The sequence below is a fragment of the Chitinophaga sp. 180180018-3 genome, assembly GCF_037893185.1.
Lineage (GTDB): Bacteria > Bacteroidota > Bacteroidia > Chitinophagales > Chitinophagaceae > Chitinophaga.
Genome location: NZ_CP140772.1, coordinates 6,518,185 through 6,542,043 on the forward strand (window position 1 = coordinate 6,518,185; position 23,859 = coordinate 6,542,043).

The following is a 23,859-nucleotide window of genomic DNA, read 5'->3' on the forward strand; positions in this document are numbered from 1 at the left end:
ATAGGTACCATTTGCCAACTGGCGATACGTACCTATAGGCGGCCTGCTTTTCAGCCGGGCTATGCCAGCCAATCACTGAATCTAAAACGCGTAAAACCACGGAATTGCCAGATACTGAAAGACTGAAATACCTGTTAACACAAGCTCATGAACTACGTGCCAGCCAGGAGGAGTACGAGGAGTTGCTTGCTATGATCAATGGAGATCAGGCAGGGGAAGTTATTGACCAGATCAACGCCTTTCACTCCGGGGAATCTGCTGAAGGGTACGACAGGGTTTACTGGCAGGCAGCAGTAAGGGAAATACTGGACTCGGACAGGATGCGGCAACGCGAAGCAGACCCGATATTCATGGAAAAACCGGTATACCGGATTAAACCGTGGAAATGGAGCATAGCGGCAGCCAGCGTGATATTGATTGTAACAACAGGAATCTGGCTACTGAAGCCGCGGCATGCCAACCGGGTTGCACCTGCCGTCGTAGCAACGACTCCGGCGAACGCTGATGTAAAACCAGGCGGGAACAAGGCAATGCTCATACTGGGCGACGGATCGGAGATTTCACTGGACAGTGCCGGCAATGGAACGCTGGCGCAACAGGGCAATACCCGGATCACCAAATCGGCCAATGGGCAACTGTTATATAACAATACTGGTAAACCCTCCGCCGCCGCGACATTAAACACACTGAAAACCCCGCTGGGCGGACAGTATAAGCTAACATTATCCGACGGAACATTGGTTTGGCTGAATGCCGGATCTTCTATCACCTACCCCACCTCATTTAGCGGTGGCACAAGGCAGGTAAGTGTAACAGGAGAAAGTTACTTCGAAGTGGCACCGGATGCCAACACCCCATTCCGCGTAAAAGTAAATAATATACACGTGGAGGTATTGGGTACACATTTCAATATCAATGCGTATGAAGATGAAAGCTCAGTCAAAACCACGCTGCTGGAGGGAGCAGTAAGAGTAGCCGCCGGCGGCCACGAACGCTTACTCGCCCCGGGGCAGCAGGCAAGAATTGCTCCGGGTACCGCCATACAGGTAGTTGACAACGTCAACATCTCCGAGAGCGTAGCCTGGAAGGAAGGATATTTCTCCTTCGACAATGCAGATATTCAAACCGTCATGCGCCAGCTATCGCGTTGGTATAACATAGAAGTAAAATATGAAGGCGCCATTCCTCAGCGCGTTTTCACAGGGGAAATAGGAAGAAGTCTAACACTTACACAGGTACTGAAAGGCCTGTCTAAAACGAGAATAAAATACAGAATCGAAAGTGGCAACAGGATTGTAATCCAGCCATAGTTATGAACACTGAAAAATAAATGAACAATGAGTAAAAAAGGTCCGGCTGGGTAAACGCCGGCAGTCCAACTTGCTTGTTATTAAAACGAAAAACCGGGGTCAAAGATTGGCGTCCTTCCCCGGCTTCCATTCGGTTTAATCAGGAAAAACATGTCCGTAAACATTCTTTAACAATTCAACCAAACATTGCAAAAGTATGCAACAAAAGGCTATTTGTAATTCCGGTACCCTTAAATATTGGAAACTACTAAGGGTGCCCGCCAAAATCCTGTTAGTTATGAAACTAACCTCTATCATTCTACTTGTTATGGCGGTTCAGGTAAGTGCGAAAAGCAACGCCCAAACCGTGACTTATGCTGCGAAATCTGTCAGCCTGAATAAAGTACTGAATGTCATCAAGGCGCAGACAGGTTATGTTTTCTTTTATGACAAAGAAGACGTTAAAAACGGGCATTCACTATCGGTGGATTTCCGGAACACCTCCCTAAAAACCGCTATGGAAACGATATTACGTGATCAGGGGTTGAGCTTTGACATCCAGGGCAACACCATTTTCATCACGAAGAACGATAAGCCGGAAGCAGCAAAAGCAGCAGATGTACCTCCTCCTGTCAGTATTAGTGGTAAGGTAACTGACGAGAGTGGTGCGGCTATTCCGGGGGCTTCGGTAGTGATCAAAGGTACCCAGAAAGGCGCCATCACTGGTCCGGATGGTAACTTTCAGCTGAATAATGTGGATGAAAATGCCACCCTGATGATTACCAGCCTCGGTTACGAAACCGTTGAAATAAAAGTTTCCGGTCAGGCCCGGATCAATGTTAAGCTGAAAGCAGACGTTAGCTCGCTGAAGCAACTGGTAGTAGTAGGTTATGGTACACAGAAAAAAGCGAACCTGACAGGAGCTGTATCCAGCATTGGTTCGAAGGAACTGACCAACAGGCCCGCTACCAGCCTGGGTAATGCCCTGCAGGGTACCATGCCTGGTGTAACCGTTACCGCGGCCGTGAGCGGCCAGCCTGGTTCTGATGCCGCCAAAATCCGCATCCGGGGTATTGGTACGCTCAACAACGCTGATCCGGTTATAGTAATAGACGGCGTGATTACTACGGTCGACAACCTGAATAATATCAACCCGGACGATGTGGCCTCCATGTCTGTCCTGAAAGATGCAGCGTCTGCTTCTATCTATGGATCCCGCGCTGCTAATGGCGTCATCCTGGTAACTACTAAACAAGGGAAAAAGGGCGGTGTACAGGTAACTTATAATGCGTATGTAGGTAAACAAAAAGCTACCGGATTACCTGAGTTCCTCCCTTCCTGGCAGGCAGCCTCCCTGTACAACCAGGCCAGGATTAACGAAGGAAAGACTGCCCGCTATACTGATGCTGAAATACAAAAATTCAAGGATGGATCAGATCCATTCAACTACCCAAACACCGACTGGCTGGGTTTATTCTATAAAGGAAGCGGCATACAGCAAAACCATTACCTCGGATTATCCGGAGGTAATGAAAAAACACAGTATAACCTCTCACTGGGATTATTCGATGAAAATGGCCTGGTAAAGAAAACCAATGCCAAACGTTATACTGCCCGTTTGAACCTTACTACCGAAGTAAGAAGCAATATCCACGTGAATGCCAACATCGGGTTTACATCAACCGGTAAGAGAGAGCCCAGCAATCCTTATACCGGCGATTTTGACCAGCTGGTACGCCAGATAAACCGCATCTCTCCAACGGTACCTTATAAATATGCCAATGGTTACTATGGCGCAACAGGCGACGGGAACCCAATGGCATGGCTGGAAGGAGCAAGTCTTAATCAATATGCATATTACGATCTCGTTGGTAACGTAGGCATCGACTGGGAAATCATCAAAGATCTTCATATCAAACCTTCGCTTGCCTATATCATGAAGATCAATCATAACAAGAAATTCAGGGCCGATCAGCAATATTATGCAGCCGACGGAACCCCGTCTTTCTACCAGGGGCCCTCTTCCATTACTGATGAGAACATATTCGCCAATACGCTGACACCTCAGTTGCTGCTGGATTATACCAAATCTTTCAACAGGCATAACTTTAAAATCCTGGGAGGATATTCACAGGAACAAACCAAAGGAACTTTCGACAATGGCTACCGTAAAGGGTTCCTTAACAACCTGCTGACTGATGTAAACCTGGGTTATACAGATGGACAAACTACCAGCGGTTACACCTATGAAATGGCCCTGCAGTCTGTCTTTGGACGTATTAACTATGATTATGATGGTAAATACCTGTTCGAAGCCAATCTCAGGTACGATGGCGCCAGCCGGTTCGCGGCAGGAAACAGATGGGGGGCATTCCCATCCTTCTCCGCAGGTTGGAATATCGACAGGGAGAATTTCTTTGCTGATGCGAAACAATACGTTTCCAATCTGAAATTACGTGCATCATGGGGGCAATTGGGGAATCAGTATGTTAAAACATACGATGCTACTAAATTCCCAACATTCCCGTATTATCCCACCATTCCAAACATAACTCCCGGACAGAACTATGTATTTGGCGGCACCAGTCCGATAATTGCTTCCGGATTAGCTCCTGTAAATGGCGCTAACGCAAAATTGCAATGGGAAAGTACTACAGAAACAGGCGTAGGTATCGATGCAGGCTTCCTGAATGGAAAACTTAACCTGACCGCTGATTATTTCTATAAAAAAACCTCTGGCATCTTGATCACTGTTCCTGCTTCTGCCACCTATGGCTTAAATGCACCTGTGCAAAATGCGGGGGCTTCAGTGAACAAAGGATGGGAGTTTGCGCTCGGGTATAGTGATACCAAAGGTGATTTTTCTTACAGCGCCAACTTCAATACAGCCATCATCACCTCAAAAGTAACAGATCTGCACGGAACCGGTCCTATCATTACCGGATATACAGTTCTGCAGGAAGGATATCCGATTAATTCCCTGTACGGCTATGTCGCAGATGGTATTTTCAAAACAAAAGACGAGATTGCCAAAGCGCCCTACCAGGGATCTAACATCGCTCCTGGTGATCTGAAATACAAGGATATCGACGGTAATGATACCATTACTGCTGCCGACAAACAATACCTGGGTAGCTACTTCCCTAAAGTTACCTTCGGTCTCAACCTCAGCGCCAGCTGGAAGAACTTCGACTTAAGTGCTTTCTTCCAGGGAGCTACCGGTGTAAAAACATATATCGATGCCGGTAAATTAGGCGCCGTAGGAGGTTCTGTAGGTAAGCCTACTTCCGCACTACTGAACACCTGGACACCTGAAAATCCAAATGCTGCTTTACCGCGCATCTGGTATAGCAATAACCAACACGATCCTTCCGGCACCCCTTCTTCCTTCTGGGTGAAAGATGGTTCTTATCTGCGCCTGAAAAATCTGCAGGTTGGATACTCATTACCGGAAAAACTGATCAGCAGAATCGGTCTGAAAAAAGTGCGCTTCTATTATAGTGGTCAGAATATTCTCACATTCGATCACCTCTACAAATGGATTGATCCGGAAGCGTCTATTAGCAGCAGTATTTACTACTACCCTCAGGTTAAGGTTAACACGCTGGGTGTGAATGTTACTTTTTAAACGATAAGCTATTACATCATGGAAAAGAAAATATTATATACACTACTCGTCGCTTCCCTTCTGGGAACCGCCTGTCAGAAAGATTTCCTGGATAAAACACCTACAGACACTTACAGTAACGGCTCGCTCTGGTCGTCACAAAGCGATGCCAGTGCAGCATTGAATGGTGTTTATGCGGGATGGGAGAATGACTATAACATCCTGTATATGGATGCCGTGAGCGATAACAGTTACAGCCAGTGGTACTGGGATAACCTCCAGCACCTCGGTAATGGTAGCGCTTCACCCGCAGACCCCAACGTTCTTAACAGATGGGATTATAAAACCGTTCAGAAATGTAACTGGTTCCTGGAAAACATCGATAAGGTACCAATGGATGATCAGCTGAAAAAACGTTACAAAGGTGAGGCCCGCTTCCTGAGAGCATATCAGTATTTCATTATGTCGCAGTTATATGGCGATGTACCGCTGGTTACCAAATCCCTTACTACTGCTGAAGCACAGGTGCTTAGCCGGAATCCGGCGGCGGATGTACGGAAGTTCGTTGTCGACGAACTGACTGCCATCCAGGCCGATCTGCCGGTAAAATACAGCGGTAACGATGTTGGCCGTATCACCAAAGGTGCGGCACTTGCCTTAAAAGCCAGGATAGAATTGTATGATAAGAAATATGCCGATTGTATTGCAGATTGTAAAACAATTATGTCACTGGGTTACCAGCTCTTCGCCAATTATACAGACCTGTTCCGCATCACCAATAAAAACAACAGTGAAGTAATCCTGGATGTACAATACAAAGCCAACGATGTACCTAACGGAGATATCGGTATCATGCCTTCATCCGGCTATGGTGGCTGGGCTTCACTCAGCCCTACCCAGTCGCTCGTGGATGCCTACGAGATGACCAACGGTAAAACCATCGATGATCCGGCATCAGGATACAATCCGGATGATCCTTACAAAAACAGGGATCCCCGCCTGACGGCTACGGTCGTTTATCCCGGCCAGATGTATGGAGGCAGATATTATAACTCCATTGATGGTAAAAGCCCGGATTATTACAACAATAATAACAACTCTCCTACCGGTTATATTGAGAAGAAATTCACAGCATTTCTTTCCGATTATCCGGATATGTGGAATACAGGTTTGAACATGATCGTTATCCGCTACGCGGAAGTGCTGCTTTCTTATGCAGAAGCCCAGGTTGAAACCGGAATAATAGATAACACCGTATACGATGCGCTGGATGCGATCCGGCAGCGTGCCGGTATGCCTGCGGTAGACAGAACCGTTTACAACTCACAGGATAAACTCCGCACCCTGATCCGTCGCGAACGCCGTGTAGAACTGGCACTGGAAGGACTCCGCTGGTTCGACGTACAACGCTGGCAGATCGGCCCTGCAGTAAGAGCAGGCGTGGTATACGGTACCCGCCTCGGTACTGTTGATGCTGCTACCGGAAAACTGACACTTACCGGCGACCATGTGAAAGTGGAAACCAGAACATTCAACGCCGGCAGAGATTATCTGTGGCCTGTTCCTCAGAAGGAAAGAGACCTCGATAAGAGCCTGTCGCAGAATCCAGGATACTAGAAACTGGCAGCTAACTGCCGGTATAAGTCCCGCGAGTTTTTTAACTTCAGCGGGACTTATTTTTTCAGCATATATTAAGTGAACAATTTCTGTTTATACATCTTCATGATCAATCACAGCTATCGGATGAATTATACCACTATAAAGCAATCTTTCCTATTACCAGTTTTACTGTTAGCCAGTATGACTGTTGCAGGTCAGACAAACAAGCACCCCCCTAAAAGCCGGACTCCGGATAATGGCAACGGCTATTTTACCAATCCGCTGATGTGGGGCGACTGGCCGGATCCTGATGTTATCAGGGTAGATGATAAGTTCTATTTCATTTCAACCAGTATGCATTATGTACCCGGTTGTCCGATTGCGGTTTCAAAGGACCTGGTAAACTGGGAAATGGCGGGCTATGCTGTGCCGGAGTATAAGGAGGATCCCCGATATGATATGAAGGGGGGAGACATGTATCTCAATGGTTCCTGGGCTGCAACGATCCGTTACCACGACAGCACCTTTTATGTGGGTTTCTGCACTCCTGACATGGAAGGACGGAAAGGACATTTTTCGATGTGTACGGCCAAAACCATAGCAGGCCCGTGGACGCGGACCATCTTTAAAGAATATCTCTATGATCCCGGTTTGTTCTTCGATGACGATGGTGAAATTTACGTTGTACACGGGCAACAGCGGTTGTTCATTACGGCGCTGAACAGCGATGCCCTGTCCGTAAAAATTCCGCAGAAGGAGATTTATGAGAATAAGTCGTTCCCATATCTGGAGGGCTCGCACATGTATAAGATCAACAATAAATACTATATCCTGGGATCAACCGGCGGCACCCGGGGCAGGGAGGTCTGCCTGCGGTCCGATAGCGTTTACGGTCCGTACGAAGCCAGGGTAGTGATCAACGACGATCATACCTATCCTGGCAACGGCCTGCATCAGGGAGGTATGGTGCAATTAAAGGATGGCTCCTGGTGGTTCATCATCATGCAGGATCGTGGTCCGATAGGACGCGTGCCCAATCTGGAACCGGTTACCTGGGTAGATGGATGGCCGATGATAGGAGAAAACGGGAAAGGTGTAATCACGTTTAAAAAGCCGGTGGCAGGCGATATGCCTATTACCGTACCTGCCAGCTCAGATGAATTCAACAGTCCTGTGCTGGGCTTGCAATGGCAATGGAACCATAATCCTGATAACAACAGGTGGTCGCTTACAGAACGGCCTGGTTATCTCCGGCTGAAAGCCGGTTATGCAGATAAACTGCGCAATGCGCGCAATACGCTCACACAGCGCGTAGAAGGGCCTTATTCGGAAGGTGTCGCTGAAATAGATATAAGCGGAATGAAAGATGGAGATGTAGCGGGATTGGGAGTATTCCAGTTTCCATATGCCTACCTGGCCATTCAGCAAACAGGGAATGCCCGGAAAATTATCATGGTGAACAATGATAGCACCATCACTGCTACCCCTTTTAAAGGTAGTAAGATCTGGTTCAAAGCCTGTGTAAAGGAAGAAGGATTTATCGCCACATTTGCATACAGCACCGATGGCAAGATCTTTCATCCCCTGGGCAATCAGCTGAAAATGGCACTGGGACTGGATTGGACGGCCAACCGGTTTGCGTTGTTCCATTTCAATACACATACAGGCCGTGATGGTGGTTATGCAGACATCAACTGGTTCAGACGATAGGTATCCCGGCTATTCATTCCCCAGCAGAATCTTCAGCATATTCTTATAGTTATTGAGGAACTGCTGTGATACTTTGTAGTTCTCTGTTTCGGTATAACTGGTTTTCCGGATGCCGCTTTCTGTCAGTTCATAGATGGTGGCATCCGGATAAGCCATTATTATCGGAGAATGTGTGGCGATAATGAATTGAGAATCTTTACCGATCAGCTCATGCATCCGGGTGAGCATCGCCATCTGGCGGGCTGGTGAAAGCGCTGCTTCCGGCTCATCCAGTATATACAAACCGTTGCCGTTAAACCGGTTCATAAATAGCGCCCAGAACGATTCGCCGTGAGATTGCTCGTGCAATGATACTCCGCCATAACTGTCTATCACGCGTCGCCCCATACCTTCTGCATCCAGCTTTTCAATATTGGTAGCCACATTAAAAAAGCTCTCGCTTCTCAGGAAGTATCCGTCTTTCGGCTTCACCGGGCCACGGGCCACCGTCAGGTACTCATGCAATACCGAGTGAGACCCACGGGTGGTGAAACTGAAATTCTTCGATCCTCCTTCAGGATTAAATCCACAGGCAACCGCAATCGCTTCTATCAATGTCGACTTTCCCATCCCATTTTCTCCCGACAGGTAAGTTACCTTGGGATGAAATTTCAGCGAGCTGAAATTCCGGAGCGCTGGAACGCTAAACGGGTAAGCATGCGCCGATGGTACCTTGTCTTTTTTCAGCGATATTTCTATCAACCCTTTCTTCTGGAGCATTGCCGATGGATGTTTAATGAAACGAATATCACAGCCGATCATCTGCTGTTATACGACAGTACAGCCGATAGGATCAGTAATATAAATATACTACAGGAAGAGTTATTTCCTGATGGCAACTGTCCTAACAGCAATACCAGCGCTGATGAACACCAGTTAGATGGTCTGTCATATTACCATTACCGGCTGTACGCGGCCTCTCATTGCTCCCTGGCCAGTGAGCCTGACTGCAGCTTCTCCGGAAATCAGTTAGCTATCATCTCCCAATAGCTAACCTGATATCAGTTTCTTTCCAACAAATTTCATGGTTCACTACGCTTTGAATTTGCGCACTGCATTTTTTTTCCGGATATTAGGAAAGAACGAGGCAGGAGCAACACTTAACAATTTATTGACTTTCATCCCTGGTTTGGTACGCCTATTTTTGTTGGTCACGATCAAAAGTACCCGTATGAACCGTTTCTTTTGTTTACTTACCTTTCTTTGCTGTACCATGCTGCTGTCGCTACACGCACAGCTAAAGCAGGTAAAACTGCCTAACGGCTGGATGCTGACGCCCATAGGCAGGCAACTGCAGCTGGGCGACCTGCCACTCAACCTGGCACTGACGGCCGACAAGAAATTACTTGCTGTCACCAATAATGGCCAGAGCGTGCAATCTATTCAACTGATTGATGCCGTGAATGACCGGCAGCTTGACAGTGTTATAGTTCCCAAAAGCTGGTATGGGCTTACTTTTTCCCGCAATGGAAAATTCCTTTATGCTTCCGGTGGCAACGACAACCGGATTCTTAAATATGCGGTAAATAACAACAAACTACAGCTGGCCGACAGTCTGCTGCTGGGCGAGAAATGGCCGGTGAATATTTCTCCCGCCGGTATCGACCTCGACGAGGCCAATAAACTGTTGTATGTTGTCACTAAGGGAGACAAAGCCTTATATATCATTCACCTCGATACCAAACAAACGGAAAAATTCCCCCTCGGATCAGAAGCTTATACCTGCAAACTGAGTCCTGATGGCAAAGAGCTGTATATTTCGTTGTGGGGAGCCGACAGGCTGCTGATCTGGAGTACCCTTGAAAAGAAAGAAATAACGCGGCTCGCAGTTGGCGATAATCCCAATGAACTGCTGCTTACCAAAGATGGCCAATACCTGTTTGTAGCCAACGCTAACAACAATACGGTGGCACTGGTGAATACCCGGAAGAAAAATATCCTGGAGATCTTCAATACAGCCCTCTATCCGGATGCGCCCAATGGCTCTACTCCCAACGGTATTGCACTGAGTGAAGATGAGAAAACACTTTATGTAGCAAATGCCGATAATAACTGCCTTGCTGTATTCGATGTGAGCAAAAAAGGAGAAAGTCGGGGTAAAGGATTCATTCCTACCGGATGGTATCCCACCAATGTAAAAGTATCCGGCAAGAAAATTTTTGTATCCAATGGCAAAGGGCTGACTTCCATGGCCAACCCACACGGTCCTAATCCGTTCGAAGGCCGTAATGCAGCTGCCCGCCATTCGGGTAATTCCGAGAAACCCAGAGAAGTACAATATATCGGCGGATTGTTCAAAGGCACCTTGTCAGTAATCCCTGTGCCAACACCAGCACAACAGGAAATGTACACCCGTCAGGTATATGCCAACACGCCCTATACCAAGGAAAAAGAATTGATGGCTGCAGGTGAAAAAGGAAATCCAATTCCCATGAATGTGGGTGACAGCTCCCCTATTAAATATGTGTTCTACATTATCAAGGAAAACCGTACCTACGACCAGATATTAGGCGATATGCCAAAAGGAAACGGCGACACCTCACTGGTACTCTTTGGTCATAAATATACCCCCAATCAGCATACACTGGCAGATCAGTTCGTATTGCTCGATAATTTCTATGTAGATGCCGAGGTAAGCGCTGATGGTCATAACTGGAGCATGGCAGCTTACGCCAACGACTATACGGAAAAGAACTGGCCCACCAGCTATGGCGGCAGAGGTGGTACCTATGATTTCGAAGGGCAGAAAAAAATTGCTTATCCCCGCGGTGGTTTCATCTGGGATCATTGTCTGCGTGCAGGCGTCAGCTATCGCAGCTACGGCGAATTTGCCGACGACAGTAAAGCCAACATCCCCGCACTGGAAGGTAAATATTGCACTTCCTACAAAGGATTCGACGGACGGGTGAAAGATACCTCCAGGTTCTATCAGTGGCGCCGCGATTTTGATTCTCTTGTAGCAGCCAATGCATTACCACGTTTCAACACGGTCCGCTTCGGGAACGATCATACCGAAGGCCTTCGTCTTGGCCGTCCGACGCCATTTGCACACGTAGCCGACAACGATTATGCGGTTGGATTATTTATAGAACATCTCAGCCATAGCCCTGTATGGAAATCATCTGTAGTGTTTATATTGGAAGATGATGCACAAAACGGTGCTGACCATGTAGACGCCCACCGTTCCATTGCTTTCGTAGTTGGACCATATGTAAAACGTCAACAAACTGTTAGCGCTATGTACTCAACTTCGGGCATGCTGCGCACCATGGAACTGATACTGGGTATCCCGCCCATGAGCCAGTACGATGCCGCCGCCACCCCAATGTGGCAATGCTTTACCGCTACGCCCGATTTCACGCCATACACTGTTATACGCCCGGATGTAGATATGGATCAACGGAATGTAAAAGAAACTGCCTTATCCAAACTGAGCGAAACATTTGATTTTACCAAAGAAGATGCTGCGCCGGATATGGCCTTCAATGAAATCATATGGAAAGCGGTGAAAGGAGAACACAGCGTAATGCCTGCTCCACGCAGGAGTGCATTTGTAACTGCAGGTGATGAAGATGAAGAGAAGGAAAAAGATGGGGATAAGAAAGAACGGAAACGGAAAAGAATTACGAATTAGGAATTAGGAATTAGGAATTACGAAATACATAGGAGATATAAGCGAATCATATACTTATTCGCTTATATCTCCTATGTATTTCGTAATTCCTAATTCGTAATTCTTCTCTTCTTACCTTTCCAAATCCCACCACACCCTTCCGGTAAGATCATCCTTCCCATGAAGGCCAGGCTGGGCTGCTATTGCCGCTTCTACATTCTTTGTATTCACGTTATGTTCGGAAAGCGGATATCCCTGTCTCCGCGGAATTTGCACATTGCCATTATTAGGAGCCGGTGTCAGTAAAGGGTAACCGGTTCTTCTCCATTCTGCCCACGCTTCATATCCATTCATGTACAGATGTACCCACCGCTGATATCCGATCTGTTTTAGTGCATTAGCCGGATCATATATTACCTGCGGGTTTGCCAGGTAAGCATCAATTCCGTCTGAAGAGCCGGTCCATTGTTGAATGGAGGCCGTTATGGCGGCAGTATAATCTGCTGCGGCAGCTCCGTCTCCTCCCTGTATCCAGCCAAGTTTTTCTGCTTCCGCCTTTGCCAGTAATGCCTGGGCATAGGTCACGATATAGGAAGTAGCATCCTGTTTGCGGATCGCTGTTCCCTGGAATGATACTGAACTGGCAGGGATGTTTTGCGCATCCTTTCCTTCCAGCCCATAAGGCAGCCCAACGTAATTTCCACTGCCATTAGCAGCCGCATAAACTTTCAGCCTGGGATCTTTCAATGGCAACATGAAATCCACCAGTGGCTTACTCACACAGTACCAGCGACGCCCCTGTACACTGTATACATAGTACCAGTAATTCTGATAGGCTGTTTCTCCCAGATGGCGGAAAATAGCATTGTCGCTGTTACTGGCAAAAATGCCGGTTTGAAGCGCTGCTGTAAACTCGCGGCTACCCCACGCCGGATCTACTTTGGAAAGACGCAGTGCTATCAATGCATGCAACGTGCCAGCAAAGCGTTTCCATTTACCGGTATCTCCGTAATACAGGATATCACCCGTTGCCGGATTGTTTGATTCCAGCTGCGCTCCCGCTTCTGTCAGCTCTTTGAACAGATCTGTGTATATATCTTTCTGGCTGTCGTAAGCAGGATCTACTTTGCTCCTGCCCTGCAACGCTTCCCTGTAAGGGATATCTCCCCAACGGTCTGTCATATACCAGAAAAAATAAGCCCGGAGAATACGCGCCACCGCTTTCTGATTATTAGCTGATCCCTCATCTGCATTGAATCTGGTGGTTTTAAGGATCAGATTAAGGTTCATCAGCGCGTTTGAATAAACATTCGCAAACTCAAAAGAGATATTAATATACCGGGAAGCATCTGTATATACTTTTTCAGAGAGCAGCTGGGTATAGAGCAGGCCATACGGTGTTGCGGTAGTGGTATCCAGCCGCTGGATGGCGTATGTCAGCAGTTTCGGATTAGAGAATGTATCCGGGAGATTGGGATCCCGGTTGATGCTGTCGGAGAACCTGGTGCAGGAACCTAACCCCAACGCCAGTACGATAATTATATTGATAATTCTTTTCATAATAACCGGGTTTACAGGGAGATGCTGAGATTAATACCAAATGAACGGGTAGTGGCCAGCTGACCGGTTTCCAGCCAGCTGATGGAAGAAGCGCCGGTGGAGAGTTCGGATGGATCGAGCCCTTTAGGCGCCCGCTGATAAATCATGAACGGATTACGCGCAATCAGGGCCACATTGATACTGCTGAACGGCATCCGGCCATACTTCGCTTTCGTAAACGTATATCCCAGGCGCATCTCCCGCATCTTGATATAAGAAGCATCATACAACCATTCTTCATAAACAGAAGTGCCCAACACCGTGCGGAAATAGGATTTTGCATCCACATAGGTGGTCACTTCCTGTCCGGTTACACTGGAAATCCCATTCACTTTTACGCCGCCACCATCTGCTACCGGATCCCGCACGTTCTTGCCCCTGTCGTTCATTGCAGCTGTTTCTACGGCCTGCCCTGATTTCACACTCAGCATTTTCGTCCAGCTGAAGAAACGGCCACCCGATTGAAAATCGATCATTGCCGACAAGTCGAAGTTCCCAAGCCTGAAAGTATTCTGCCAGCCGCCGGTGAAATTGGGCAACACACTGCCAAAATCGTGGTTCTCACTAAACATGGGCAAATTAGACGCATCCAACAGGATCTTACCGGTTTTAGGATCGCGTTGATAAGCATTTCCTACCAGGGTACCAAATGCCGCATTGACGTTGGCATTCAGATAAACGCTGACGCGGGAATAGGTGTTAGCATCCAGCTGCAGTGTATTGATGCCGGGGTACAACGCTTTTACCAAACTGCGGTTGCGATTGAGATTCAGGATGGATGTCCAGTTGAAACGCTTTGTTTGTACCGGTACTGCATTCAGACTCAATTCCACGCCCTGGTTCTGGATGTTACCTGCATTGATCACCGTGTTGGTATACCCGATTGCGCCGGATACATCTATATTGAGCACCTGGTTCTTGTTCTGCTGGTTATAATAAGTAAACCCTACCCCTTAAACGGTCTTTCAATATCTTCAGATCTATCCCCGTTTCAAAGGAATTGCCGAGTGAAGGTTTTATATTAGGATTATTAAGGGTAGATGGCAGATGCATGGGCAGATAAGGATTATTATCCGATCCTTTATAAGGACTTTCCAACAGGTAAGATTCATATATCTGATATGGATCCAGGTCGGAGCCGGCTTTCGCAAAGCTGATGCGGAACTTACCGTACGACAGTGGCTCCCACTTCAGCAGCTCACTGAATACCATGCTGAAAGATACAGAAGGATACCAGTAAGAATTGTTATTCGGCGGCAATGCGGAAGAAATATCGTTGCGGATGGTAGCATCTACATAATAAATATTATCATAGCCTAATGATACTGCTGCATATTCACTCCGCACTTCCTTGCGGCGAAGATAGTTCGTTACTATGGGCCGGTCTATGGAAGCGGAGAGGTTGTAAAAGTTAACGACAGATAAACCTCCCTGGGTTCTGCCAGACAGGAATGAATAGCGTTGCGTCAGCAGGTTCGCTCCCAGGTTGGCACTCAGGCTCATCTTACCGAACGATTTGTTATACTGTGCCAGCACTTCGTAGTTCATTTCCTTGTTCTCGAACTTTCCTTCGTAATATTCGTTGAGATCTCGTCCGCCATAGGCTTTGCGCTGATCAATATTCTGCGTAAACATATCGGCCCTGATAGCGCCGCTTACTTTCAATCCGGGCAATACGTCGTACACCAGTCCTACGTTGCCGAAGAAGCGATCACGTGAATCATGACCCGGATTTTCATAGGCTTCGAAATAAGGATTATTCCAGTCGCTCCCCGGTTTCTTGAGGAAATCAGGATCATTCACATCTTCATGATTCCAATGATAAAAAGTGCCATCCGGATATTTATACTGTCGTAATTTCTTCATATCGAGCGAGCGCTCGAACCACTGATAGAAATTGCGGCTTCCCTGATAATAGCCCTGAGATGGCCGCTGGCCTTTATTATTAGCGTAATTAAAATTGGTGGATACAGTCACGGAAGGGCCCAGATTAAGCGATCCGTTAAACCCTACGTTGTTCCGTTTCAGGTAAGTATTAGGTTCAATCCCTTTAATATCGGTATGGTTGATCGACAAGCGGAAACTGCTGTTTTCTCCACCTCCCGATACGCTGGCGTTGTTATTGAAAGTAGTACCGGTAACAAAGTATTCTTTGATGTTATTGGGATGTGGACTGAAAGGCGTCATCTTCCCATAGTCCGGATCTGCCGGGTAAAAGCTGTACATCTGTCTTACAGGAGTACCATCCATTTTCGGGCCCCAGCTTTCATCTGTACCGGAAGCAAGCAACTGCGTTTGCCCGTTAACGTTAATCCTGCTGAACTGCTGGCTGCTGCCGGCACCATAGATATTTTGCAATGGCATAAAGTTTCCCGCTTTTTCAATAGAGAAAGCGGAATTGACATTTACGTTCATGTTTTTGCTTCCCTTGCGGCCGCCTTTACGTGTGGTAATGAGGATCACGCCGTACTGTCCGCGCAAACCATATAAAGCAGAGGCAGCCGGTCCTTTCAGTACATTCACACTTTCAATATCTTCCGGGTTAACGTCCTGCGCCAGGTTGCCCATATCCGGTCCGTTACGGCCGGCGAAGTTCATATTCGATATCGGCGTACCATCCAGTACCATCAGCGGCTGTTCCTGCCCGTTAATGGAGTTAATACCTCTTATCTTAATCTTCTGCGTACCACCCATACTGGCACCGGATGAGCCCACCACCTGTACGCCGGCGATCTTACCCGACAGGGAACCGAGTACATTCTGTTCGTTGGTAAGTGTCAGGTTATCCCCTTTTACTTCCTGGATAGAATACCCAACGGCTCTTTCCTTGCGGGAAATGCCCAGTGCAGTGACCACCACCTGATCCAGGTTACGGGTATCCGGTTTCAGTACGGTGTTGATGTTGGCTTGTCCGCTGGTATTTACTTCCACGGTAAGATAGCCCACATAGCGAAAAACGAGTGTAACATCGGCCCCGCCTGCATCCAGGCGGTAGGTTCCGTTTACATCAGTGGAGGTTCCTTTGTTAGTGTTCTTAATCTGCACGCTGACGCCTGGCAGGGGTTCTCCTTTGTCGCCTGTTACCTTACCGGTAATGACGCGCGACTGTCCGGTTAACTGCATGGCAATAGCACAGTACACTAATAGGATAGCAATGATCTTGTTCATAAGCTAACTGTTAGATTCTGGTTAAACTGTATGCTACTAAAAATAAAATAATAAAAAATGAATGTCAATAGAGAGAAGGATGGATGGCAGGAGATCGATACAACGAGCCTGATAAAACTATCAACGGGTTTTCGGGGTTAAAAGGCAACAGGCAGACTGTAATAGTCTGCCTGCGCTTATATCAGGAGGGTAACCAGAAATTTATTTCCTTGGCTTTGTCGCCGGTCTTATACCAATCCTGCCACTGATCGTTTTTCACATTACCTTCCCAACTCGGTGAGCCGTCTGTCCGGGAGCGGAAAAAGCGCCAGCGGTAGTGATGGTACACGCCCATGATATTGATGGCGTATGCCTGTGTCAGTGCAGTATTGCCGATAATGATATTGAGATTATCATCGTTCGAAGCACTGGCTTTTCCGCCCATATTGTGGGAACCTGTCATCAGCACCGGATTGGCAGAAAACGGATCTATCACAATTATCTTGCTGTGAATAGTTACATTCTGTATACCTATTTCCTTCATCCACGACTCAAAGGCCGCACCAATGCTTGCCGGCAGTACCACATCCAGGTTGCCCTGCTGTTGCTGATTTTTATGCATGAAAGTGATGGTAGGATGCTGCGCTGTTCCCGGATCACCATTCAGTACACCATTGATCAGCAGCTGCTTGTTTTTACTCATCTCCATAATAGTATCATACAACATACGGCTTTTTCCTTCCACACCCGGCTTAAACATCAGAAAAAGGATGCCCTGCTTCGCAGCGCGGATATGCGAATCCGCTTCATCCAGGTCGATCTCTTTCTGCACCGGCGTAAAGAAAGTTTTGATCTGCGGCGCAGTTCTCACACTATTGTTAAAGTCCTCGTATTTCTTGGAGTACAGTCCTTTCCCGTTTTGATCACAATCGGCTTTAATGGCATCCCATTCGGCTTTGTAATAGGCCGCTACTTTGGGATCGTGCAATATTACCGCGTTATTCACCTGGGTGAAAACGCCGTTGGTAGTCCAGTTGGTGGAACCGGTCAGCACTTTGACGGCAGTTTCTTTGGTACCGGATTTATCGGTTACGATCATGAATTTATTGTGGGCAAAATGAGGGGTTGATACAATTCTCCGGGTAAGGTCCACGTGGGTAAGCAATTTCGCATTCACTGCCTGAGGGTCAGGATCTTTTGCACCAAACGCGCCATTTGCCAATATGATATGCGCCCGTTTGCCCAGGGCATTCAGGCGGCGAATCAGTTCCGGCTCATTCAGTTCATACAAAGCTCCGTAGAGTTGCAGGTTCTTATTGTCTGTCACTTCTTTCAGTAAATTATAGAGAGCTTGTAACAGGTCGCCTCCCATAAAATTCCTGATCTTTGAATTTACATCATTGAGATTGGTAAGCAGGGTCTTTTTCTTTTCAGCATCGGGCACAGTGCTGAGCCTTTTGGCAAGAAACTGCGAGGAAACCAGTCCACGGTTAAAATAGGCTTCCACGCCGGGAGGATTCCCAACCGTTACCCAGTCGCTCCAGTCTGTAGCCTTATCATCTGCCTCCTGCAGCTGCGTTCCCGAATGAATCATAGGCACTACACGGTAGCTCACTACGTCGCCGGTCTGAACATAGTAATCGATCCAGATATACTTCTGAATGGGCCAGATGGTACTGGGTTGCGTTTCGCCATCGGTATGCGGATCACCCTGAAAGCCAACGCCTGTATGCAGGGCTTCTGCCTGCGAATCGGGCTGACCTTTATGCTTCCGGTAGATGGCGAATCCCCAGCAGTCTTTAATGTTGCCGGAATACTTCCATACAATAGTGGCTTCATCACTATTGGCGTACACCTTAATGACAGATGGTGCTTTCATAGTCTGAGATTTTGAGGTTAGCATTTATTTGGGAATTAACATAAATGATAGATGGTATTGCGTGCAGTCTGCCTCTTTATTCAGTGTTGCAACAATTAACAAAGGCCGGCGTATTATATTGCCAGCCACAGTGCTCTTACGGTATTGTTGTGTGCTGTTTTTTCCGGATACCGGTATTAAAAACAGCTTATAACCACAGATTGAATTTACGCTAATTTTCAGGAAGAAAAACCGGATATTTTACCAACCTCTGCAAAATAACGATCACCCACTCGCCCGGGCCATTAACAGGCCCGGAGAGCAGGTTGATGATCGATAAAAAATGGGTAAAGCAGTTCCACTACCCTGCCAGCGGGTAAAATGGGGAAACAAATACCATAACTGTGATTGAAATTATCTTAATAGTACTTCCACGTGGGCTGGACGAAAATAACCACGGAGGATCTTTACGGCGGTGCCGATCTGGTTCTTAACGGTCTGGATGCTGATATTCATTTCCTGTGCAATCTCCTTATGGCTCATCTGATCATAATGCCTGAAACGAAAGGCTGCTGAGGATTTAGGTGGTACTTTTTCCTGCAAAGCATTATCTACCTGAACATAGATTTCTTTGCTTTCCAGCAGATCCTCCGGCAGAAAAGGTTCATCCGGGATCGTGTTCACGAACTTCTTTTCGCGCGCTATCTTATTAAGACAACGGTTACGTACGGCAACAAATAAATAACTCCTGATTACGGTGCCGCTATCCCGGTTCTGATAATGGGCATCTATCTTCATAAATAGCTTCCTTTGCCAGAAATCCAGGAAGAATTCCTGCAGGAGATCTTTAGCCAGTTCTTCATCCTTTAGCATTTCCATCGCTAATGTCAGCAGGCACCGATGAAATTTGTTGTAAAAAGCGGTAAAGGCGGCGGAGTTACCTTCTTTTAATTGGTCCAGAAGGACGGCATCTTGGTTTTTTGGTTGCATTCTCATTCCTTTTTTAACAAGACTTCTTAGGAAAAATTTTACCTGACTACCCGGTATTAGAAAATTAAATTTCTAATGGTTTAACATGATGGTTGAAAGTGGTTATTACGCATTTCCATCTCTAGAACTTAACTTAAAAGTAATGTTATAAAGCGCTTAGATTGGTTAACGCATTGTTAAGCAGCTACATTTCACAAATGGTACGATTCAGTACAGTGGCGGATCTCATGGGAATTAACAAATTGAAAATCCAGGCACAAAAAGTAACCTGCCGGTTACATTTTAAGACATAATTATACCTGCCGGAACAAATGTTCCGGCAGGTATAATTATTAATACTGTCAGATATCTAACGTAAACGTATATACGCTTTTATAATTTCATGATTTACATGCAGGCTGTCGATTTTTTCGATGCCTCGTTGTATGAGCGTATCGTGTTCGAGGGTAAGCGTGAAAAGAGAATTCTTACCGTATTACCTGCAGCTGGTTACTGCCAGCCGGCTTATGTAGTATCAGATTATAAATCCTGTATTTACCATCGGCAGAAGTACCTACCATAGCCGATTCACCTCTCAGCTCATCGTCGGTACGCACCAGCCCTACTGCTTTTCCATCTCCATAAAACCTGAGCTCATAATGTTCCAGGGGCTCCATCTCCAGGTGATAATTCCGGATTTCATCAAACCGTTTCCAGGTATCTTCTGCGTCGGCCGGCTTATTGAAAAAGAACGCCTGCTCTACTTCAACCTCACGGGGGTAAAGCAGGGCTGCTATTGCATCCATATCGCCTTTTGCCAGCAGCTCGCGGTAACGCTGATAAAATGCCACTACTTCTTTGGCCAGCTGTTCCTTGTTCTCCTTTCTCAGATCCTGACTCTGGCTCCAGCCTTTCAGCTGGTAGGGCACATTGGCCTCAAAGCTGCCTTTGAATTCAACATAGGGGATATTACCAATTTGCACTTCCGGCATTTTATATTGGAAAAGCTGCTTGTACTCCTGCTGCTTTTCCTTCTCATAATCTCCCACTTTTATTTTAACATTCAGACCGCTGTTATGAGCCAGCAGGAAGGTGTCCATTTTGTCGTTATCATCCACCCGCGGATACACCCGGATAGTAATATCCTGTTTGCCACTTTTAAGTATATTGGAAGAAACAGGCACAATAGCTCCTCCCTGGTTTCCGCTCGTAAAACTTACCAGCGCAGGCATATCATTCACCAGTATTTCGTATGTGCAGTTATAACTCTCAAAATCCAGCAGGAAACGTGGATTGTAGTCATATTTCTTTATCAGCTTATAACTGTTCAGGTATTTTTCCTTGATATTCTGATTCATGCTTTCTTTTTTGGCATTTGATCCCTGACCACAACTTTGCAGCGCAGCCATCAAAATAAAAACAACGGCTATTATTGATTTTCTCATCCGTCCGATTCTTTTTTGGTTAAATATAACTTGGGCAATGATAATCTTTTCTCATCAATTGCAATTTCAAAAGAAGCTTTCGGATTATAGTCGAATATTGAATTATACTTCGCTGGTTTTTCCGCTGCTTCCGGTGTTGGAGCAGCGCCCTTCTTTTTCTTCTCCCTTGCTTTTTCCGAAATGCTTATTTTGCCCTCCACCATTCCCTCAATTTTTATGCCTTCAAAAACAAGGTCCAATCCGAGGTAAAGCCCTTTTTCATCGGAGCCAAAGATCCCCTGCAGCCCCAATCCCGAAGAGCCTTCCAGTCCCATTCCAAACGACACTACCACTTTGGTTTTCAGGAAGGTGGTTGTTTTAGCCAGGTTCAGTTTACATTCCACTTTCACTGAAATAAATGCCCCTCCTTTAATCAACTCTTCCTTTTTATCGGAGTGGCCGGCTTCTCTCGTGAAAACATTGCCTCCTACGGTATTATGCTTGAAGGTGGCCTCCATATCTATCTTACCGGTAATAGACACATTCAGCACCACCTTACTTTCATCGTCAGCCAACAGGTACAATAAAGCATCCACTGTTTTCAGGATGGCATAGGCAAGTGGATGACGGCGGCAAAGCAGTTCCAGGAAATCCCATTTAACTTCGAGTCCTATCAGCGGTTTGGCCTCCAGCTTTATCAGTACTGTTTTTCCGGCTCCCCACAGCTCCGAAGATTTATCTACCGGCGGCATGGTTTCATAATACCAGGATGCTGCCAGCCCCACTTTCGGGAATTGCAATTCATAATCCACCGGCTTACGTTGCATCTTACTGATCAGCCCCTGTATATTCTTATCAGCACTACCCTTATTTTTATTAATGAAAGCATCCGGATCTTTTCCATCTCCTTCCACATCCGCTTTCGTAGTATATTTCCCCTCCAGTATATCCTTAGCTCCCTGGGCCAGCTCCCATACTTTCTTAATCATGCCGCAGTACTTCTGCACCAGCTCCTGAATGGGTTCTATACTCTCCTTATCGTTATTCCATTCCACTTTGATGGAAAACTGGAACTTCCGGAGCACTTCCAGTAATTCAGTAAATTTCCCTTTTGTTTTTACTTCCGCAGCCGGCGCATCTTTACTTTCCGGTAACGCCAGCATCTGTCCTATTTCGCGGGCATTGGTTTCGTTATAGTGATCCAGTACAGGAGTTGGCTTGCTGTATTTATCTTTCACCTTATCTTCTATCTTTTCCACACTCTCCATTCTGTTCAGCACAAAGCGCTGCATCTTGCCGGTAATCCCTTTCCCTTTGTTATCGTTGGCAAACTTTTCTTTCAATTGCTTGAAATCCTCTTCCTTCATGTTGAACGCCAGCGCTGCCGTCCATTTAATATCCGGATAGATAGCAAAGTTGATGATGTGTTTCCAGCGGCATGTTTGTATAGTAACCGGGAAATGGTCTATCTGCGCTGCCGGGATCCACAGGTAACCCAATATGCGCTTCACGTCCGGAAGCCCGCGTTCATCACTGAAGGCATATTTGTATTGCGCATCCAGTTCAAAGCCACCGTCGGAATGCGCTATTACGCCACTAAAGGAGCTGCTGGTTTCTCTCTTTATTTTATAGTTGTTGAATTTCTGTTCCGACTTACCTTTCACCACACTCTCTTCCGGCTTTTCTCTTTTTACACCGGCCTTTTTATCCTCCAGCTTATACCCTTTGCCGACAAAGCTCGCGAGGTCTATCACATGATTTTTATGCTTGGGAGTTGCCACACATTCCGAATCATTCGTGACCACTGCTTCCACGGTCACCTTGATGTTCTGGGCTGCCGCTTCACTTCCTGCCACAACGTTATAGGTGAGATGCTCCGGAGGCTGGAAACCAAGCACATTCTCATCGAATATCGCCTGCTTCCCGTCCTTGCTTTCCACCATGATGGCGCTGTATTTACATGGCTGAAAACGACGCGGGTTAGTGGGAATATCTCCTACTACCACCGGCTTGTTTCCATTCATCATCAACGGGGAATCATCTGTTTTAGGGCCTTTCACGTTCAGAATGGAACTTTTAAACGTTTTGGAAAGCTTCCCTGTTTTATTGTTTACCGTAGCATAGATCTCCAGTTCCTTGCCGGCATCAGGTATCCAGAGCTCGTCGAGATATACATCCACTACGGCTTTCTGCACAAAATTCTTTGCGGGGATACCCGGGCCGCTTTCTTTTTTCTCCTGTGCCGTCCGGAATTTCACTACCACATCAGTGATTTGCAGCGCACCCCTTGCCCGCTCATCTTCCAGTATACCCACCATATTTACCTGGCGGGTAAATGTTTTGATAGATCCTTCCGGTGTTTCTTTCCCTTTCGGAATATCAGCTTGCTTGTTTTCCCGCTCCCACACCGGCAATTCATTATCTTTCAGCACCATGTTATGGTTCATCAGGTGGATGTAAATATCTTCTCCGTATAATGCACGTGTGTAAATATGCAGCTGCACGCTTTCTCCGAAGCGTTTGGTGCCTTTGGTAATAATCTTCCCATCGGAATTGGGAGTATACTCCCTCCATTCTACGGAAAGGATCTCCGGCTTGCCTTTGGCTACCACAAAATATCCATTGGCCGCAGAGTTAGTGGGCTCATTTCCTGCCAGCACAGGCTCCAGCCAGGCCAGGCCTCCTCCTTCCGCTACCTTGGGGAAATTAGGATATACCAAAGGCCCTTTCAGGGTTTCGTTTACATCTGTTTTCCTGAATGTCAGCGTGCGCAGCATAGCCCAAACCCAGTTATAGGGGGCATTGTCAACAGCCGGGGCCGGGGCTTTCATGGGTATCGTTACTTTCTTCTCCTGCGTTGCCGGTTTTTTCTCTACCAGCGTAGCTACCTTCTTCATCTCCGCGGTAACCCATCCGGCCTCTTTCAGCGTTACCAGCGATCCTTTGGTGTCAACAGTTCCCTTTGAAGCAGGGACAAATATTTCCAGTTTTCTGTTCTCAGACAT

At 46.7% G+C, this 23,859-nt stretch carries 14 protein-coding genes; 6 read left to right on the top strand and 8 right to left on the bottom strand.

Features of this window, described 5'->3' with window-relative positions; genetic code table 11:
- Positions 1–104 precede the first annotated feature (104 nt).
- From UNH61_RS25565 to UNH61_RS25580, 4 genes are all read left to right on the top strand, one after another.
- Positions 105–1,310, top strand: coding sequence for a FecR domain-containing protein (locus UNH61_RS25565; RefSeq protein ID WP_326994850.1), 1,206 nt, complete (start codon positions 105–107; stop codon positions 1,308–1,310).
- A gap of 277 nt (positions 1,311–1,587) precedes the next feature.
- Complete coding sequence (locus UNH61_RS25570; protein WP_326994851.1) at positions 1,588–4,917, top strand: TonB-dependent receptor; 3,330 nt, start codon at positions 1,588–1,590, stop codon at positions 4,915–4,917.
- 18 nt (positions 4,918–4,935) lie between these two features.
- Positions 4,936–6,513 (top strand): RagB/SusD family nutrient uptake outer membrane protein, encoded by a 1,578-nt coding sequence (locus tag UNH61_RS25575; RefSeq protein ID WP_326994852.1) that lies wholly within the window; start codon positions 4,936–4,938, stop codon positions 6,511–6,513.
- A 183-nt stretch (positions 6,514–6,696) separates the two neighbouring features.
- Entirely contained in the window at positions 6,697–8,205 is a 1,509-nt protein-coding gene (locus tag UNH61_RS25580; RefSeq protein WP_326994853.1) for a glycoside hydrolase 43 family protein, read from the top strand.
- A gap of 9 nt (positions 8,206–8,214) precedes the next feature.
- Here UNH61_RS25580 and UNH61_RS25585 read toward each other — a convergent pair whose 3' ends face one another.
- The gene (locus tag UNH61_RS25585; RefSeq protein ID WP_326994854.1) at positions 8,215–8,964 is read right to left on the bottom strand and encodes an AAA family ATPase; all 750 of its coding nucleotides are present in this window, start codon (positions 8,962–8,964) and stop codon (positions 8,215–8,217) included.
- 9 nt (positions 8,965–8,973) lie between these two features.
- Between UNH61_RS25585 and UNH61_RS25590 the strand changes: the two genes are divergently transcribed.
- Together UNH61_RS25590 and UNH61_RS25595 are read left to right on the top strand one after the other, a co-directional pair.
- Positions 8,974–9,234, top strand: a complete 261-nt coding sequence (locus UNH61_RS25590) for a hypothetical protein (protein WP_326994855.1) — start codon at positions 8,974–8,976, stop codon at positions 9,232–9,234.
- A 181-nt stretch (positions 9,235–9,415) separates the two neighbouring features.
- Positions 9,416–11,878 carry a bifunctional YncE family protein/alkaline phosphatase family protein gene (locus tag UNH61_RS25595; protein WP_326994856.1) on the top strand — a complete coding sequence of 821 codons (2,463 nt, stop codon included), beginning with the start codon at positions 9,416–9,418 and terminating at the stop codon, positions 11,876–11,878.
- A gap of 111 nt (positions 11,879–11,989) precedes the next feature.
- On the opposite strand, the gene UNH61_RS25600 is transcribed toward UNH61_RS25595, so the two are convergent.
- The 7 genes from UNH61_RS25600 to UNH61_RS25630 form a co-directional block, all read right to left on the bottom strand.
- A complete protein-coding gene (locus tag UNH61_RS25600) occupies positions 11,990–13,417 on the bottom strand; it encodes a SusD/RagB family nutrient-binding outer membrane lipoprotein (RefSeq protein WP_326994857.1) in 1,428 nt (475 codons plus the stop codon).
- Positions 13,418–13,428: 11 nt separating this feature from the next.
- Entirely contained in the window at positions 13,429–14,367 is a 939-nt protein-coding gene (locus UNH61_RS25605; protein ID WP_326994858.1) for a hypothetical protein, read from the bottom strand.
- A 19-nt stretch (positions 14,368–14,386) separates the two neighbouring features.
- Positions 14,387–16,624: a SusC/RagA family TonB-linked outer membrane protein gene (locus tag UNH61_RS25610; RefSeq protein WP_326994859.1), complete on the bottom strand. Its 2,238-nt coding sequence runs from the start codon at positions 16,622–16,624 to the stop codon at positions 14,387–14,389.
- A 181-nt stretch (positions 16,625–16,805) separates the two neighbouring features.
- A complete protein-coding gene (locus tag UNH61_RS25615; protein ID WP_326994860.1) occupies positions 16,806–18,482 on the bottom strand; it encodes a phospholipase D-like domain-containing protein in 1,677 nt (558 codons plus the stop codon).
- 393 nt (positions 18,483–18,875) lie between these two features.
- Positions 18,876–19,451: a sigma-70 family RNA polymerase sigma factor gene (locus UNH61_RS25620; RefSeq protein WP_326994861.1), complete on the bottom strand. Its 576-nt coding sequence runs from the start codon at positions 19,449–19,451 to the stop codon at positions 18,876–18,878.
- Between the two features lie 467 nt (positions 19,452–19,918).
- Positions 19,919–20,875 carry a hypothetical protein gene (locus UNH61_RS25625; RefSeq protein ID WP_326994862.1) on the bottom strand — a complete coding sequence of 319 codons (957 nt, stop codon included), beginning with the start codon at positions 20,873–20,875 and terminating at the stop codon, positions 19,919–19,921.
- Positions 20,872–23,859: a hypothetical protein gene (locus UNH61_RS25630; RefSeq protein WP_326994863.1), complete on the bottom strand. Its 2,988-nt coding sequence runs from the start codon at positions 23,857–23,859 to the stop codon at positions 20,872–20,874. Before UNH61_RS25630 ends, UNH61_RS25625 begins: the two co-directional genes overlap by 4 nt.